Genomic DNA, 15,487 nt, shown 5'->3' with positions numbered 1-15,487 from the left:
CGACTGAGTGCCCCCGGCGGGCTGCCCCCGGAGCCGTCACGGCATGATGGGGCGCATGGCCTTCGCACCCCTCCTCGGCGAGCGCCGCGCACCCGAACCAACCGGACGGCCGTGAGTCGGCCCGTCGAGCCGGGATCGCCCGGCGCCGGTTTCGCGTTCGTCGGGCGCCGGCCCGAACTGGACCGCCTCACCGAAGCGGTGCTCCACCCGCCCGCCGTGGTGCTGGTCGAGGGCGAGGCCGGCCTCGGCAAGTCCCGCCTGGTGGCCGAGGCCGCGGCCGGCGCGGCGGCGGCGGGCCGCCGGGTGCTGACCGGCTTCTGCCACCCGCTGCGCGAGCCGCTGGCCTTCGGCCCGGTGGTGGACGCGCTGCGCGGCGTCGGCCCGTTCCTGCCGCCCGCCGGGCGCATCGCCGCCAGCGCCGGGGCGCTGCGCCCGCTGCTGCCCGACCTCGCCGACCGGCTGCCGCCGCTGCCCGCCGCCGCCGGTGAGGGGCCGCCCGGGCTGCGGCTGCTCGTCCAGGCGGTGCGCGCGCTGCTCGACGCGCTCGGCGAGACGGTCCTGGTCATCGAGGACCTGCACTGGGTGGACGACGCGACCCGCGAGCTGCTCCTGCTGCTGGCCAGGGACGTGCCGGCCGGGCTGGCCCTGGTGCTCACCTACCGGGCCGAGGACCTGCCGCCGGACACCCCGGCGCTCGGCGCCGCCTACCGGCGCCCGGCGGGCGTGGGCGGCGCGCTGCTGCGGCTGGCCCCGCTCGCCGAGGCCGAGGTGCACGAGCTGGCCAGGGCCGCGCTGGGCCCGCGCGCGACGCCCGCCCTCACCCGGGTGCTGTTCGACCGCAGCGAGGGCCTGCCGCTGGTCGCCGAGGAGGACCTGATCACGCTGGGCGAGCGGCGCGGCGCCGGCGAGCTGACCAACGCCGCGGACCTGGCCGCCGACCTGGAGCAGTCCGAGGTGCCGCGCGGCCTGCACGACGCGGTCGCCGAGCGGCTCGCGGCGCTGTCCCCGGACGCCGCCGCGATCGCCTCGGCCGCCGCGGTGCTCGGCGTGGCGGCCGGGGAGGACCTGCTGGCGGCCGTGGCCGGCCTCGACGCGCAGGCCGCGGCGGACGGCCTCACCGAGGCGCTGCGGGCGGCGGTGCTCAACGAGCAGCCGCTGGCCCGCTACGGGTTCCGGCACGTCCTGGCGCAGCAGGTGGCCTACCGCCGGCTGCCCGGGCCGCGGCGCTCCGCCCTGCACCGGCGGGCGGTGGCGGCGCTGGGCGCGCGCGAGCCGAGGCCGCTGGTGCAGATCGCCCACCACACCCTGGCGCTGGGCGACCGGGCGGCCTGGCAGGAGGTGGCCGAGGCCGCCGCCGGGCAGGCGGTCGCGCTCGGGGACAGCGGCAGTGCCGGCGCGCTGCTGCGGCGGCTGCTGGACGAGCCGGACCTCGCTCCGGAGCGGCGCGGGCGGGCCGCGATCGCGCTGGCCAGGATCGCGGCGGACGGCGTGGACTCGGTGGCCAGTGCCGCGGCGCTGACCGCGATCATCGCCGATCCGCGGCTGCCGGCGCCCGACCGCGGCGAGATCCGCCTGTCGCTGGGCTTCCTGATGGCCGTGCACGGCGGGGACCGGGCCGGTTTCGACCGGATGGAGGAGTCCCTCGACGAGCTGGAGCAGCGCCCGGACCGGGCGGCCAGGGCGATGGTGGCGATGGCCATGAACGAGCGCGACGGCGCCGGCGAGCGCTCCTGGGGGTGGCTGGAGCGGGCCGAGCGGACGCTGGCCGGGCACCCGGACGAGGAGGTGGCCGCCGCGGTGCGGGCCACCCGGCTGACGTTCCTGGCGCGCGAGGGGGACCCGTCGGTGTGGGAGCGGCTGGACGCGCTGCCGCGCAGTTCGGACCGGCCGGAGATCGTCCGGCAGACCACCCGCGCCCTGTACAACGTGGGCGAGATCTCCGTCGAGCTGGGCCACGACCGGCGGGCGGCGCGGCTGTTGGAGGAGAGCCGGCGTCTGGCGCGGCAGGCGGCGATCCCGTACCTGGAGTGCTACAGCCGGATCGCCCTGGTGCGGCTGGACGGCCTGGCCGGGCACTGGGACGGGCTGGAGGAGCGGCTGGCGGCGCTGGGCGCGGAGTTCCCCGACCTGGCGATGGCGGGGATCGAGCAGGCCCTGCTGCTGGGCCGGCTGGCGGCGGCGCGCGGGCAGCTGGCGGTGGCGCACGCCCGGTTCGCCGAGGCGGGCCCGTACGGGGACCGGGAGTCGCAGGTGACCGGGGTGATGCGGGCGGCGGCCGGGTCGGCGGCGCTCCAGCTGGCGGAGGGGGACGGCGGACGGGCGGCGGCCACGCTGGAGCCGGCGCTGGCCGCGCTGCGCCGGGCCGGGGCCTGGGCGCGGGCGGCGGAGCTGCTGCCGGTGGCGGTCGAGGTGCTGCTGGCCACGGGTGACCGGGCGGGCGCGCGGGAGCTGGCCGGGCAGGCGGGGGCGGGTCTGGAGGGGCGGGACGCGCCGGCCGCGCTGGCGGCGCTGGCCTTCGCCCGGGGTCTGCTGCTGGCCGGGGCGGATCCGGCGGGCGCGGGCGCGCAGTTCGTCCGCTCCGGTGAGCTGTGGGAGGGGATCGGGCGCCCGTACGAGGCGGCGCGGGCCGGGGAGCGGGCCGGTGCCGTGGCGGCGGTCTCGGACCGGGCGGCGGCCGGGGAGCGGATCGCCGCGGCCGAGCGGGCCTATCTGGCGCTGGGCGCGGCCTCGGACGCGGCCCGCTGTCAGCGGCTGCGCCGTGAGCTGGGTCTGGGCCGGGTGGCGTCGCCGGGGCGGCGCGGGTACGGGGAGCGGCTGTCGCCGCGCGAGCGGCAGGTCGCGGCGCTGGCCGCGCGGGGGGCGGCGAACCAGGACATCGCCCGGGCGCTGTTCCTGTCGACCCGTACGGTCGAGCACCACGTGGCGAGCGCGCTGCGCAAACTGGGTGTCGGCCGGGCGGGGCTGGGTGAGGCGCTGGCCGCGGAGGAAGCCGCCTCCTGAGAAAGAGGTGGGTCCCGCCTGCTCCCTCAAGAGGCGGGACCCGGTCCGGTCAGCAGTGCTGCTGGTGCCCGGCCCGTTCGACCAGCCGGGAGAGCCTGGCCAGCCGGGCCAGGCCGGGCCGGCGCAGGCCGCTGCTGCGGCGGGCGGGCGATACCAGCCCTGGGTCGGGGGCGGTGAAGTGCTCGTCGGCGTAGAGCCGCAGGCGTTCGCGACGGGTCATGGGCGACCTCCGGGGAGGGTGAGGGTCGTCGGTTCGGGCGGGCTCCAGGAAACCGGCTGGGCCGGGCGGGAACAATGCGTACCGCTACCCAATCCTGGGCGAATCCTGGGTACTCCCCCGTGCCTGTCCCCCCGGGTGCCTGACGTGCCGTGGCCCCGTACCGTCCGCCGACGGTACGGGGCCACCTGGGGCAAGGGATCGGACGTCAGCCGCGGGCGGCGCCGTCCAGGGCGCGGGCGTCGGCGGCGATCAGGCGGGCCCGGTCGGCGGCGATGCCGCGGCCGGCCTGGTTCTCGGCCCACTGGGCGAGCGGCTGGTACTGGCCCTGACCGAGCATCACGGTCAGGGTGGCGACGGCGTTGCGGTCGGCGCCGGAGGTGAGCACCAGGGCGGCCAGGCCGGTGGGCGTGGCGGCGACGGTGAACTCGGCGGTGGTCTCGGCGCGGCCGCCGGGGCCGGTGGCCTCGGCGCGCAGGGTGTGCTTGCCGAGCGCGAGGGCGGTGGTGTCCAGGGCGGTGCCGGCGGCCAGTTCCCTGCCGTCCAGGGTGAGGCGGACGGTGTCGGCACCGGTGGCCTGGACGGCGGTCACCGGCTGCTGGGCGCGGTCCAGGGTGGCTCCGGCGGCCGGGGAGGTGATCGCGACGGTGGGTGCGGCGGGCTGGGTGGGCGCGGTGCCCTGGAGCCAGGCGCTGTTCCAACCGGTCAGCTCCGCCGGGCGGTTGGTGATGACGCCGTCGACGCCGGCGGCCTCCAGGGCCTTCCAGCGGGTGGCGGAGTCGACCGTCCAGACGTTGACCGCGACGCCGGCGGCGTGCAGGTCCTTCACCACGCCGGGGCGCGCGGCGAGGCCGCCGTCGGAGGGGTTGTAGGCGGACAGGCCGAGGTCCTTGGAGAGGGCGACCGGGTCGGCGTCGAGGTCGCCGCGCAGCAGGCCGAGCGGCAGTTCGGGGGCCAGTTCGCGGGTGTACCGCAGGGCGTCGACCTCGAAGCTCTGGACGAAGACCCGGCCGGTCATCCGCTGGTCGCGCACCTCCTTGACGATCCGGGCGACCTCGTCGCGGCTGTGCTTGCCCTTGATCTCCAGCAGCAGGTTGCCGCCGCGGGTGCGCAGGTCCTCCAGCTGGGCGGCCAGGGTGGGCACCCGGGTGCCGGTGTAGGCGGGGCCGAACCAGGAGCCGGCGTCCAGGGCGTCGAGCTGGGCGGCGGTCAGGTCGCGGATGCGGCCCTTGCCGTTGGTGGTGCGGTCGACGCTGTCGTCGTGCAGGACGTAGGGGACGCCGTCCTTGCTGGGCTGGACGTCGTTCTCGATCCACTCGGCGCCGCCGCGGCGGGCGATCTCGTCGGAGACGAGGGTGTTCTCGGGGGCGGCGGAGGAGGCGCCGCGGTGGGCGAAGACGGTCAGCGGCGAGCCGGCCGGGCGCAGCCAGCCGCCGGGGGCGAGCGCGGTGACCTTGAGGTCGTCGAAGGAGACCTTGGCGCCGTTGACCACCAGGGCCTGGCCGCCGTCGGCGGTGCGGGCGACCTGGGTGGTGCGCATGATCTCCTTGCCGTCGAAGATCCAGCGGGCGGTGGTGCCGTGGACCTCGACGGCGACGCGGACGTCGCGGCCGGTGCCGGCGGCGGTGGGGGCCGCGGCGGTGTTGGTGACGTTCCAGGCGTTGGCGGCGGTGCGCTGGGCGAATTCGAGGCCGTTGGCGGCGGTGGTGCCGGTGCGCATGGTGGCGATCGACCAGGGGGTGGCGCCGGAGGCGGGGACGTCGAGGCCGACGGCGGTCCAGCGGGCGTTGTCCTGGACGGTCTCGAAGCGGGCGGTGGCCTCGATGCGGAAGTCGTTCAGGTGGCGGCCGAAGGTGATCCGGCTCTGCTGGCCGGAGTTGGCGGAGGTGCCGACCAGGCGACCGCCCTCCACCTTCCAGTCGCCCTCGACGGCGGTGAAGCCGGCCGGCAGGGCGGGGGTGGAGAAGTGCTCGTCGAGGACGACCTCGCCGGGGGCCGGGGTGGCGCCGGCCGCGGTGGGGGCGGCTTCGGCGGAGACGGCGGCCGGGGCGTTCAGGGCGACGGCGCCGAGGCCGAGCGAGGCGGCGACGGCGGCGGCGAGCAGGCCGGCGCGGCGGCCGGCGCGGGGGCGGTGACTCTGTGTCATGGGCGGCACGCTAGGGACGGTTGTCGAACCGGGCGCCACGGCTCCGCGAACCGTTCGTGACCATTGCGCGTGCGGTTCGCGACGGTGGCGGGTTCCTTGCGCCGATTGGCCGGTTCGTTTCCGTACAGGGTACGGCGGCCGGGTGCGGGGCCGCCTGCGCGGGGCGGTCGGGCGGTAGCCCAGCGCGACCGGGACGGGCACGCCGAGCCGGGGCGGCCGCGCCGTCCGGCGGGCGGTTCCGCCGGACGGCGCTCCGGGGCGGCCGGGCCGGTCAGTCCTCGCCGTGCACCCGGCGGCCGTCGAGGAAGGTCAGGTCGACGGGGAGCCCGGGCAGGTCGTGCGGGGAGGTGGTGGTCAGCCGTCCGCCGAGGACGCACAGGTCGGCGACCTTGCCGGGTTCGATGCTGCCCTTCCACCGCTCGGCGAAGTCCTGGCGGGCCGGCTCTGCGGTGTAGGCGCGCACCGCGTCGCGCAGTCCGACGCGCTCCCGCGGGCCGCTGGTGCGGCCGGTGGCCTTGGACTCGCGCAGCAGCATGGCGGCGACGCCCCGGCGCCAGTCGGGTTCGGTGATCGGGGCGTCCGAGCTGGCGCACACCCGGACCCCGGCGTCCAGGGCGGAGCGCACCGGCCACATCCGGGCCGAGCGGTCCGGGCCGACCACCTCGTCCATCAGGTCGGAGATGGTCCACTTGATCGCCGGGTTCATGTTGACGCCGTAGTCGTGGCGGGCGAGCAGGTCCAGGGCCCGGGGGGTCGCGAAGTCGCCGTGGATCAGGTAGTGCCTGGCGTCCGGCCTGGGGTGGGCGAGCTGGGCGGCGGCGAGGGCGTCGGCGACGGTGTCGATGGCGCGGTCGCCGGTGACGTGGACGCCGATCTGGTGGCCGGCGGCGTGCGCGACGGCGATCATCGCGGTCAGTTCGGCGGCTTGCAGGGCCGGTGCCGAGCCGTGCACGCACAGCGCTCCGTGGCCGCCGCCCGGGTAGGCGTCGCGCATCCAGGCCGTCCGGTTGGGCGGTACGCCGTCGGCGAAGAGCTTGACGCCGAGCACGGCCAGGCGGCGCGGGTCGATGCCGTCGAGGGCGGTGCCGGCCAGGTCGGCGAGTCCGGCCTCCAGGTCGGCCACTCCCCCGCCCATCGGTGCGGGCAGCAGCAGCACGCTGACCCGGGCGTGGAGCTCGTCGGCCCGGGCGAGGTCCAGGTAGGTGCGCAGGGCGGCGCCGCCGAGGGCGCCGGCCATGATGCCCTCGCCGCCGGGGCCGAGCCCGGGTTCGGTGTAGCTGGTGGTGCCCAGGGCGTTCAGGGCCCGGATCGCGCCGGTGACGGCGGCCCGGCGGCGCTGTTCGTCGGGGCGCGGGATGTGGGCGTGGACGGCCCGCTGGGCGGCCTCGCGCAGGATGCCGGTGGGGTTCCCGGCCGGATCGGTGTCGATGGTGCCACCGGACGGGGGGACGGAGCCGCGGCCGATGCCGGCGACGCGCAGGGCGGCGGAGTTCACCCAGGCGGTGTGGTCGGAGAAGTCGGTCAGGCAGACCGGGTTGTCGGGGGCGGCGGCGTCCAGGTCGGCGCGGTCGGGCAGGTCGCGGCTGCCGTCCAGGCACTCGGCGAGGTAGCCGACGTCCCAGCCGCGGCCGACGATCCACTCGCCGGGGGCGGCCGTGCGGGCGGCGGCGGCCACCGTGGCGACGACGTCGGCGATCGAGCCCACCGCGGGGTGGTTGAGGTCCAGGGCGAGCGGGGGGCGGTTCAGGCCCCAGGCGTGGCCGTGCAGGTGGGAGTCGTTGATGCCGGGCAGCAGGGTGCGCCCGCGCAGGTCCACGGTCCTGGTGGCGGGGCCGGCGTGGGCGAGCACTTCGGCGGTGCTGCCGACGGCGAGGACCAGGCCGTCCCGGACGGCGACGGCCCGGGCCGTGGAGAAGGCGCCGTCGACGGTGAGCACCTCGCCGTCGAGCAGCACCAGGTCGGCGGGGCGGGCGGATCCGGGCGGGGCGGTGGTGTCGGCCATCGGTCACGGTCCTTCCGGGTCGACCACGCCGCGGTCCGCCCAGTACGGGGCCACCAGCTCGCGCAGCCGCTCGGCGCCGACCCGTTCGACCAGGGCGAGGGCGCCGGTGTTGTCGGTCAGTTGCGCCATCCGGCTGGCGCCGAACAGCACCGTGGCGGTGGCCGGGTGGGTGAGGGCGAAGGCGACGCACAGCTGCGCGGCGGTGGCGCCCAGGCCGGCGGCGGTCTCGGCCAGGCCGGGCGCGGCGGCGGTGATCCGGTCGCGGATGCCGCCGGGGTCTCGGCCGATCTCCCGGGAGGGGGCGGCGCGGCCGGCCAGGAGGCCGCCCTCCAGCACGTCGGAGGCCTGCATCGAGAGGCCTTCGGCGAAGAGCGCGGCGAACGGTTCGCCGTCGGGGATGGCGCGGCGGCAGGGGCTGTACTTGAGCTGGGCGAGCTGCGGGCCGGGCGATCCGGCCGCGCGGGCGTGCTCGCGGACGGTGCGGATGTGCGTCGCCGACCAGTTGTTGACGCCCCAGCAGCCGATCAGGCCCTCGCGCTCCAGTTCGGCGAGTTCCTCGGCGACGGCCCGCAGGTCCAGGTCGTCGCGGCGCACGTCGCCGAGGACGGCGACGTCGGCGTGCTCGACGCCGGCCCGGAACAGGGCGCCGCGCAGCTGCTCGCGCAGCGGGAGCCCGGGGTAGGGCTCCAGCCAGAGCTTCGCGGACAGCAGGTAGTCCTCGCGGGCGAGGCCGGCGGCGCGCACGATCGCGGAGAACAGGACGTCGGTGAAGACCGGCGGGCCGCCGGGCAGGCCGTAGACGGCGACGTCGAAGAGGTTGACGCCGAGGTCGACGGCGTGGCGGACCATGGCGACGGCGTCGGCGAAGTCCATCCGGTCGTAGGTGTGCCAGGAGCCCAGGGAGAGGACGGAGGCCTCGGGGCCGGCGGTGCCGAGCCGGCGCCTGGGCACGATGGGCCTGGTGGTCGCGGTCATGCTGCTCCTCGCGGATGAGGTCGGACGGGTCGGGCGGGGTCGGTACGGGACCCGGCGCCCCGGAGGGTCGGGACACACACGGGGACCTCGGGGCGCCGGGCGGCGGGGGGCCGGCGGCGCGGGGGGCGCCGGGCGGCGGGGGGGTGGCGGCCGGCCGGGCCGCCGTGGCGGGGTGTCAGGGCAGCCTGGGGTCGACGACGGCCTTGGTCTGCTCCAGCCGGGACATCGCCTCGACGGCGGCGGTGGCGCCGCTCAGGCCGACGGGCTCGCCGAACAGGGCGTCCCAGTCGAAGCGGGAGCGGAAGTCGCGCAGGAAGCCGATCGCCCGGTGGTAGTCGCCGACGTCGCCGTTGAGCGAGCCGAGCACGGTCAGCTCCTTGCCCATCACGGTGCCGAGCGGGATCTCCTGGGGCGCGGGGCCGGTGGTGCCGACCACCACGAAGCGCCCGCCCCAGGCGGCGAGGTCGACGGCCTCGGCGCCGACGCCGGGGGCGCCGGCCAGGTCGATCACCAGGTCGGCGCCGCGGCCGCCGGTGGCCGCGAGCACCGCCTCCTTGCGGGCGGCGGGGCCCTCGTCGAGTCCGAGCACCAGGTCGGCGCCGAACTCCTCGGCCAGGTCGAGGCGGCGCTTCGGGGCGCCGATGGTGATCACCGGGCCGGCGCCGCCGGCCTTGGCCACCGCGGTGGCGACGATGCCGAGCGCGCCCGCGCCCTGGATCACCACCGAGGATCCGGGGCGGGTGCCGCCGGCCCGGTCGAAGGCGTGCAGCACGGTCTTGACCGCGCAGCCGGCCGCCGCCGCCCAGGTGTCCTCGACCTCCTCGGGCAGCAGGTACTTCTGCGCCCCCGGGGTGACGTAGGCGTGCTCGGCGAGCCCGGCGGTGGCGTACGGGTGGCGGTCGCTGCGCTGGAGGAAGCCGTAGCCGCGGTGCTCGCATGCCACCGGGGTGCGCAGCACCGTACAGCCGTGGCAGTGGCCGCAGGTGGACTCGGACCAGCCGATCCGGCTGCCCGCGGTGACGGGCCGGCCCAGGGCGTCCACGGTGCCCTCGCCGGCGGCCAGGACGGTGCCCACCATCTCGTGGCCGAGGACCATGGGCAGCATGCCGGGGAAGGTCATGGCGCCGCTCCACAGGTGCACGTCGGTGGCGCAGAGCGTGGCGCAGTCGGTCCTGACCAGGGCGGCGCCCGGTTCGATCCGGTCGGGCAGCGGGATCTCCTCGGTCACCAGCGGTTCGCCGTGGGCCCGCAGGACGGCCGCCCGGGTGTGCGTGGGGAGCGTCATCGCTCTCGGTCTCCTCTCGTGTCCCCCGTGTCGGCGGCCCGGACGGGTGTCCGGGCCGGTCGGGGCGGTCATCGGCTGTGCGCGGTGTCCCACACCTCGTGGCGGCTGCGCCACCAGAGCAGCACCAGGATGACCAGGAAGGGCACCACGCCCTGGTACTTCTGGATCGCCTCGATCGAGGAGGACAGGCCCTCCAGGCAGCCGAGGAAGAGGCCGCCGGCCACGGTGAGCGGCAGGCTGCGGAAGGCGCCGAGCATGGCCACCGCCAGCGCGGTGTTGATCAGCTTGCCGAGGCTGGAGAAGTCGCCGCCCAGCCGGGGTGCGGCCAGCACCACGACGAGGGTGGTGACGGCGCCGATGGCGGCCCACAGCGCCACCGCCAGCCGGGCGACCGGGATGCCGACCACCTCGGCGGTGGCGGGCTGTTCGGACAGTGCCTGGAGCCGCAGGCCGATCCTGGTGCGGGTGAGGAGCAGTCCGACCCCGCCGGCGATCACCACCGCGAGGGCGACGGTGACCAGGACGGACTGCGGGACCACCACGCCGCCGACGGTGAACAGCGGCTTCTCGAAGGGGCTCGGGAAGGTGTGCGCGCCGGTGGTGTTGGAGCCGAACAGGCGCAGGCCGACGGCCATGACGGCGACGTACACGGCGACCGTGACGGCGGCCTTGGTGTTCTGGGAGTGCCCGGCGAACCAGCGCACCAGGACCGCGCCGAGCAGGGCGGAGAGCGCGGCTCCGGTGAGGACCCCCACCGGCAGGGCGAGCCAGAGGCCGGTGCCCGCGTCGGTCAGGCCGACCATGGTGAAGGCGCCGAGCGCGCCGACGGCGGCCATCGCGAAGTTGACGGTGGCGACCAGGCGGTGGGTCAGCACGACGCACAGTCCGAGCAGTGCGTAGACGCCTCCGCCGGTGAGGCCGGCGAGTGTGGAGTTCAGCACGGGACAGCTCCTGTGGTGCTCGATCGGGTGGGGGCGGTCACGGCCTGGCGGTCACTTCTTGGCGGGGACGACGAAGCCTTCTGGCAGGACCTGCCAGCTGCCGTTGACGGCCTTGACGAACCGGCTGCCCTGGACGGGGTTGTGGCTGTCGCCGGGGCCGAAGACCCAGGGGGTGCCGACCATCGGGTAGTCGACGGGCTGCATCTCCTTGAAGGCCTTGGTGACGGTGGCCCGGTCGATGGGGCCGCTCATGCCCTTGAGGACCTTGACGAACAGGTCGGCGGCCATCACACCGCCCTGGCTGAACGCGGTCTTCTGGACCTTGTTCTTCTCCACCAGCTGGGACCAGCGGTCGTTGCCGGGCAGGGTGGTGTCGGTGTAGGGCTGCCACTCGGTGCCGGCGTAGACGTCGAGGCCGGCGGGGATGGCCTGGGCGTTGGCGTCGGTGTAGCTGTTGGCGCCGACGATGAAGTCGACGTCGGTCATGCCCTGGGTCTTGGCCTGGGCGAAGTACGGTCCGACGATGCCGTTGTAGAGGACCGCCTGGCAGCCCGCGTTCTTGTCGGCGACCAGGTACTTGGTCGGGTCGCCCTCGGCGATGGCGAGTTCCTTGTGGGCGAGCTGCTTGCCGGTCAGCTCGGTCCACTTCCTGATGGAGTCCTCGATGCCGCTGCCGCTGCCGGGCAGCACGGTGTAGTCGAGGCAGACCCTGTCGCGCTTGAGGACCTCGGAGGCGTAGTAGAGGTTGGCGGTCAGCAGGTTGAACGGGCCGGGGTTGACGGGGGCGATGTCGGGGCTGGTGAAGCAGGCGGGGTCGACGCCGACGGCGGGGATCGAGACCACGTGGGCCTTGGTGTAGGCGGCGCGGTTGAGGCCGCAGTCCACGGCGCTGGAGGAGCCGACCAGGGCGACGACGTTCTTGGAGCGGATCAGGTCGACGGCGGCCTCGGTGGAGCGCTGGGGGTTCATCGCGTCGTCCACGCTGATCAGTTCGAGCTTGCGGCCGTTGATGCCGCCGGCGGCGTTGACCTCGTCGAAGACGGCCTTGACGGCCTGCGGGACCTCGGGGGTCTGGAAGAGGCCGGTGATGCCGTTGATCGAGCCGACCTTGATCGGGCCGGTGGCGGAGTCCTCGTCCTTGGAGCAGGCGGTGGCGGTGAGGACCAGGGCGAGGGCGGTGAGGGCCACGGCCGGTTTCGCGTGCTTCATGGGGGTGCACTTCCAATTCCGTGGGGGCGGGGCCGCACCGGGGGTGGGAGGGGGTGTGCGGCCCGTCGCGGGTGGGGGTGGCGGGGCGGGTCAGACGGCGGTGGGTTCGGCGGTGCCCAGGTAGGCGGCCATCACGGCCGGGTCGGCGAGGACCTCGGCGGTGGGGCCGGAGGCGATGACGTGGCCGAAGTCGAGCACGGTGACCTCGGAGCAGGCGGCCTGGACGAGGTCCATGTCGTGTTCGACGAGCAGGACGGAGACCCCGAAGCGGGCGGGGACCTCGGCGAGCCGGCGGCCGAGGAGCAGCGATTCGGCGGCGGACTGGCCGGCGGCGGGTTCGTCCAGCAGGGCGACGGCGGGGCGGGCGGCGACGGCGGCGGCCACGTCGAGCAGGCGGCGGGCGCCGGCGTCGACCATGGAGACCGGCAGCCGTCCGGGCGGGCAGCCGAAGAAGTCGAGCAGTTCGTCGGCTTCGGCGGTGTCGAGGTGGCGCCCGGCGCCGATGGTCAGGTACTCGTACTGGGTGAGTTCGGGGGCGATGGAGGTGGTCTGGAAGGTGCGGCGCAGGCCGCGGGCGGCCCGGGTGTTGGGGGCGAGGCGGTCGAGCGGGGTGCCGGCGAGCGCGACGCTCCCCTGGTAGCCGCCGACGAATCCGGTGACGGCGGCGATGAAGGTGGACTTGCCGGCGCCGTTGGGGCCGATCAGGCCGACCACGGCGCCGCGCGGCACGCTCAGGTCCACCGCGTCCAGGGCCGTCACCGATCCGTAACGGACCGTCAGTCCACTGACGGTGAGGCAGGGTTCGCCGCGCGGGGCGGCGGGCTGCGGCGGGGCGGGCGGCCCGGCTTCGGGGACGGGGGCGGCTTGACCGGCGGGGCCGGTGCCGGTCCCGGCGGCGGCCTCCTCGCGTTCGGCGAGGAACCTGCGGGCGGCGCGCTCGCGCTTGCGGGCCCGGGTGAAGTCGGTCTGGCTGACGCCGGAGCGCAGGGCGAAGAGCGCGCCGATGCCGAACAGCATGCCGCCGAGGTCCTGCGGCAGGCCGAGCTTGTCCAGGAGGGTGGCCATCACCGCCCCGAACAGTCCGCCCATGATCGCGCCCTCGGGGTTGTGCGGGCCGATCATGATGGCGACCGCGAAGAGGGTGAGCGACTGCATCATGGCGAAGTTGCCGGGGACCACCAGGCCGAGCTGGCCGGCCATCAGGCCGCCGCCGACGCCGGCGATGAAGGCGCTGATCGCGAAGGCGGCCAGCTTGCCGCGGGCGACGGACACGCCGTGCGCGGCCGCGGCCCGCTCGGAGTGGCGCAGCTCCGTCCAGGACATCCCCAGCCGGGTGCGGTTGAGCAGTGCCAGGCCGAGTGCGATCAGGGTGAAGACGGCGACGGCCAGCACGAAGTAGGCGCCGTCGTCGGAGAACAGCGCGGGCCGTTCCAGGGTGGTGAGGTCGGCCATGCCGGGGAACTCGTTGGCGGTGAGCACGATGTCGGCGGCGACGGCGAAGCCGAAGGTGACCACGGCCAGGTTGACGCCGCGGATGCGCAGGGCGGGCAGGCCCACGGCGATGCCGACGGGGACGGCGGCCAGGCCGCCGAGCGGCAGCCAGAGCAGGAAGCCGCCGGGGGCGTCGGCGGCGTTGAGCCACAGCACCACCCAGGCGCCGATCGCGGCGAAGGACACCTGGCACAGCGACATCACGCCGACCCGGCCGACGATGACGCCGTAGCTCTGCATGATCACGGCGCCCACCACGGCGGTGACGGCCAGGTAGACCCAGTACGCGGGCAGCACGGTGGGCACGAGCAGGCAGGCGAGGACGGCGGCGCCGAGGCCGGCGGCCGGCGGGCGGCGGGCGGCCGTCGTTCCGAAGGGGTTCGGCCCGGTGGGGTTCATGCGCCCTCGCTCTCCGCCGGGCCCAAGCCCTGGCTGCGCGGCGCGCCCGCGGCGGCGGGCGTGCCGGTCGTGCCGGTCGTGCCGGTCGTGCCGGTCGTGCCGGTCGTGCCGGTCGTGCCGGTCGTGCCGAAGTAGAAGTCGTGCAGGCGGTCGGCGTCGCCGCGCAGGTCGGCGCAGCGGCCGTCGAAGACGATGCGGCCCTTGGCGAGGACGTAGGCCCGGGTGCCGATCTCCAGGGCGAGATGGGCGAACTGCTCGATGAGGAGCACGGCGATGCCGAGGTCGGCCAGGCCGGCGACGGCGCGCATCAGGCGGTGCACCACGACGGGGGCGAGGCCGGAGGACATCTCGTCGATCAGGACGGTCCTGGGCCGGGCGACCAGGGCGCGGCCGAGGACGAGCATCTGCTGTTCGCCGCCGGAGAGGTGGCCGGCCTGGAGGGTGCGGCGCTTCTCCAGTTCGGGGAAGAGCCGGTAGGCGGCGCCGAGGTCGCCGTCGCCGTGTTCGGCGACCAGGAGGTTCTGTTCGACGGTGAGGGTGCGGAAGACGGTGCGGGCCTGTTCGACGTAGGCGAGGCCGGCACCGGCGCGCCGGTGGGTGGGGAGCCGGTCGATGGGGGTGCCGTCGAGGGCGACGGTGCCGGAGGTGGTGCGGACCAGGCCGGCGATGCCGTCCATCAGGGTGGTCTTGCCGGCGCCGTTGGCGCCGAGCAGCACGGTGATCCCGGCGGGGGCGACGTCCAGGCTGACGCCGTGGACGACCTCGGTCTCGGCCCGGTTGATGCTGACGTCGCGCAGCGAGAGGGCCGGGGTGCTCACGCGGGGTCCCCGCTGGTGCGGCGGAGGGCGTCGGCGACCAGGGTGTGGGCCCGGGCGGCGTCGGTGAGTTCGGTGGCGAGCAGGCCGAAGAAGCCGTGGATGAGGCCGTCGAAGCGCACGAGGCGGGTGGGCACTCCGGCCTGGAGGAGGGCGTGGGCGTAGTCCTCGCCCTCGTCGCGCAGGACGTCGTACTCGGCTTCCAGGACGAGGGCGGGCGGCAGGCCGGAGAGGTCGGTGGCGCGCAGCGGCAGCAGGTGGGGGTCGTCGAGGTCGGCGGCGTCGCGCGGGTACTGGTCGAAGAACCAGTCCATGCTCCCCTTGGAGAGGAAGTAACCGTCCGCGTAGTCGCGGTAGGAGGCGCGGCCGTCGTCGGGGTGGCCGACGACGGGCGAGACCAGGACCTGGAGGGCGATCGGGGGGCCGCCGTGGTCGCGTGCGCGCAGGCTGGTGACGGCGGCCAGGTTGCCGCCGGCGCTCTCGCCGCCGATGGCCAGGCGCCGCGGGTCGGCGCCGACGGCGGCGGCGTTGTCGTGCAGCCAGGTCAGGACGGCGTGGCAGTCGTCGGCGGCGGCGGGGTAGCGGTGTTCGGGGGCGAGGCGGTAGTCGACGGAGACGACGACGGCCTGGGCCTGGGCGCAGACGGCGCGGCAGGAGTACTCGTTCTCGTCGAGGCAGCCGATGGTCCAGCCGCCGCCGTGCAGCCAGACGAGGGCGGGGAAGGGGCCTTCGCCTTCGGGGGTGTAGATCCGGACCGGGATGTCGCCGGCCGGGCCGGGGACGGTGGTGTCCGCGACGGCGGCGACGGCGGGCAGGTCCTCGGGCATGGTCCAGGTGGTCCGGAACTGCTCGCGCATGGCCTGGGCATCGAGTTCGACGGGCTGGGCGGGCTGCTCCTCCGCACCGGACCGGTCGATGATCAGTTGTGCCTCGGGGTGCAGGGGCATCGTCATTCCTCCGATTGCCCGGGTGCCGGCGGGGGTTCCGGCACTCGCAAATCGTATCTG

General features: G+C 75.9%; 11 protein-coding genes. 1 reads left to right on the top strand and 10 read right to left on the bottom strand.

Annotation, left to right across the window (positions count from 1 at the left end; genetic code table 11):
• Window positions 1-111: 111 nt before the first annotated feature.
• The gene (locus tag ACIQOW_RS28380; RefSeq protein WP_401089602.1) at window positions 112-3,000 is read left to right on the top strand and encodes an ATP-binding protein; all 2,889 of its coding nucleotides are present in this window, start codon (window positions 112-114) and stop codon (window positions 2,998-3,000) included.
• 49 nt (window positions 3,001-3,049) lie between these two features.
• On the opposite strand, the gene ACIQOW_RS28375 is transcribed toward ACIQOW_RS28380, so the two are convergent.
• The 10 genes from ACIQOW_RS28375 to ACIQOW_RS28330 all read right to left on the bottom strand — a co-directional run bounded on the left by ACIQOW_RS28375 (window position 3,050) and on the right by ACIQOW_RS28330 (window position 15,427).
• Window positions 3,050-3,220, bottom strand: coding sequence for a hypothetical protein (locus tag ACIQOW_RS28375; protein WP_188296538.1), 171 nt, complete (start codon window positions 3,218-3,220; stop codon window positions 3,050-3,052).
• 205 nt (window positions 3,221-3,425) lie between these two features.
• On the bottom strand, window positions 3,426-5,363 hold the full coding sequence (locus ACIQOW_RS28370) for a glycerophosphodiester phosphodiesterase family protein (protein ID WP_401089600.1): 1,938 nt from the start codon (window positions 5,361-5,363) through the stop codon (window positions 3,426-3,428).
• A gap of 271 nt (window positions 5,364-5,634) precedes the next feature.
• Window positions 5,635-7,365, bottom strand: a complete 1,731-nt coding sequence (locus ACIQOW_RS28365; RefSeq protein ID WP_401089598.1) for an amidohydrolase — start codon at window positions 7,363-7,365, stop codon at window positions 5,635-5,637.
• Between the two features lie 3 nt (window positions 7,366-7,368).
• Window positions 7,369-8,340 carry an aldo/keto reductase gene (locus ACIQOW_RS28360; protein ID WP_401089596.1) on the bottom strand — a complete coding sequence of 324 codons (972 nt, stop codon included), beginning with the start codon at window positions 8,338-8,340 and terminating at the stop codon, window positions 7,369-7,371.
• Window positions 8,341-8,515: 175 nt separating this feature from the next.
• Complete coding sequence (locus tag ACIQOW_RS28355) at window positions 8,516-9,625, bottom strand: zinc-binding dehydrogenase (RefSeq protein WP_401089594.1); 1,110 nt, start codon at window positions 9,623-9,625, stop codon at window positions 8,516-8,518.
• 68 nt (window positions 9,626-9,693) lie between these two features.
• On the bottom strand, window positions 9,694-10,566 hold the full coding sequence (locus ACIQOW_RS28350; protein ID WP_401089592.1) for a branched-chain amino acid ABC transporter permease: 873 nt from the start codon (window positions 10,564-10,566) through the stop codon (window positions 9,694-9,696).
• A 51-nt stretch (window positions 10,567-10,617) separates the two neighbouring features.
• A complete protein-coding gene (locus ACIQOW_RS28345; protein WP_401089590.1) occupies window positions 10,618-11,775 on the bottom strand; it encodes an ABC transporter substrate-binding protein in 1,158 nt (385 codons plus the stop codon).
• Window positions 11,776-11,865: 90 nt separating this feature from the next.
• The gene (locus ACIQOW_RS28340) at window positions 11,866-13,665 is read right to left on the bottom strand and encodes an ATP-binding cassette domain-containing protein (RefSeq protein WP_401089588.1); all 1,800 of its coding nucleotides are present in this window, start codon (window positions 13,663-13,665) and stop codon (window positions 11,866-11,868) included.
• Window positions 13,662-14,483 (bottom strand): ABC transporter ATP-binding protein, encoded by an 822-nt coding sequence (locus ACIQOW_RS28335; protein WP_401089586.1) that lies wholly within the window; start codon window positions 14,481-14,483, stop codon window positions 13,662-13,664. The genes ACIQOW_RS28340 and ACIQOW_RS28335 overlap by 4 nt, the downstream gene beginning before the upstream one ends.
• Window positions 14,480-15,427: an alpha/beta hydrolase gene (locus tag ACIQOW_RS28330; protein WP_401089584.1), complete on the bottom strand. Its 948-nt coding sequence runs from the start codon at window positions 15,425-15,427 to the stop codon at window positions 14,480-14,482. Before ACIQOW_RS28330 ends, ACIQOW_RS28335 begins: the two co-directional genes overlap by 4 nt.
• Between the last annotated feature and the right edge of the window lie 60 nt (window positions 15,428-15,487).

It is taken from the genome of Kitasatospora sp. NPDC091335 (assembly GCF_044757205.1).
GTDB lineage: Bacteria > Actinomycetota > Actinomycetes > Streptomycetales > Streptomycetaceae > Kitasatospora.
The sequence above is the reverse complement of the archived record's forward strand: the minus strand, read 5'-3'. Positions and strand labels throughout refer to the sequence as shown.

Excerpts from the sequence above, each read along its gene's own strand:
- ACIQOW_RS28340 (WP_401089588.1), bottom strand. The coding sequence starts at position 13,665 with ATGAACCCCACCGGGCCGAACCCCTTCGGAACGACGGCCGCCCGCCGC.
- ACIQOW_RS28330 (WP_401089584.1), bottom strand. The coding sequence starts at position 15,427 with ATGCCCCTGCACCCCGAGGCACAACTGATCATCGACCGGTCCGGTGCG.
- ACIQOW_RS28375 (WP_188296538.1), bottom strand. The coding sequence starts at position 3,220 with ATGACCCGTCGCGAACGCCTGCGGCTCTACGCCGACGAGCACTTCACC.
- ACIQOW_RS28365 (WP_401089598.1), bottom strand. The coding sequence starts at position 7,365 with ATGGCCGACACCACCGCCCCGCCCGGATCCGCCCGCCCCGCCGACCTG.
- ACIQOW_RS28345 (WP_401089590.1), bottom strand. The coding sequence starts at position 11,775 with ATGAAGCACGCGAAACCGGCCGTGGCCCTCACCGCCCTCGCCCTGGTC.
- ACIQOW_RS28360 (WP_401089596.1), bottom strand. The coding sequence starts at position 8,340 with ATGACCGCGACCACCAGGCCCATCGTGCCCAGGCGCCGGCTCGGCACC.
- ACIQOW_RS28355 (WP_401089594.1), bottom strand. The coding sequence starts at position 9,625 with ATGACGCTCCCCACGCACACCCGGGCGGCCGTCCTGCGGGCCCACGGC.
- ACIQOW_RS28370 (WP_401089600.1), bottom strand. The coding sequence starts at position 5,363 with ATGACACAGAGTCACCGCCCCCGCGCCGGCCGCCGCGCCGGCCTGCTC.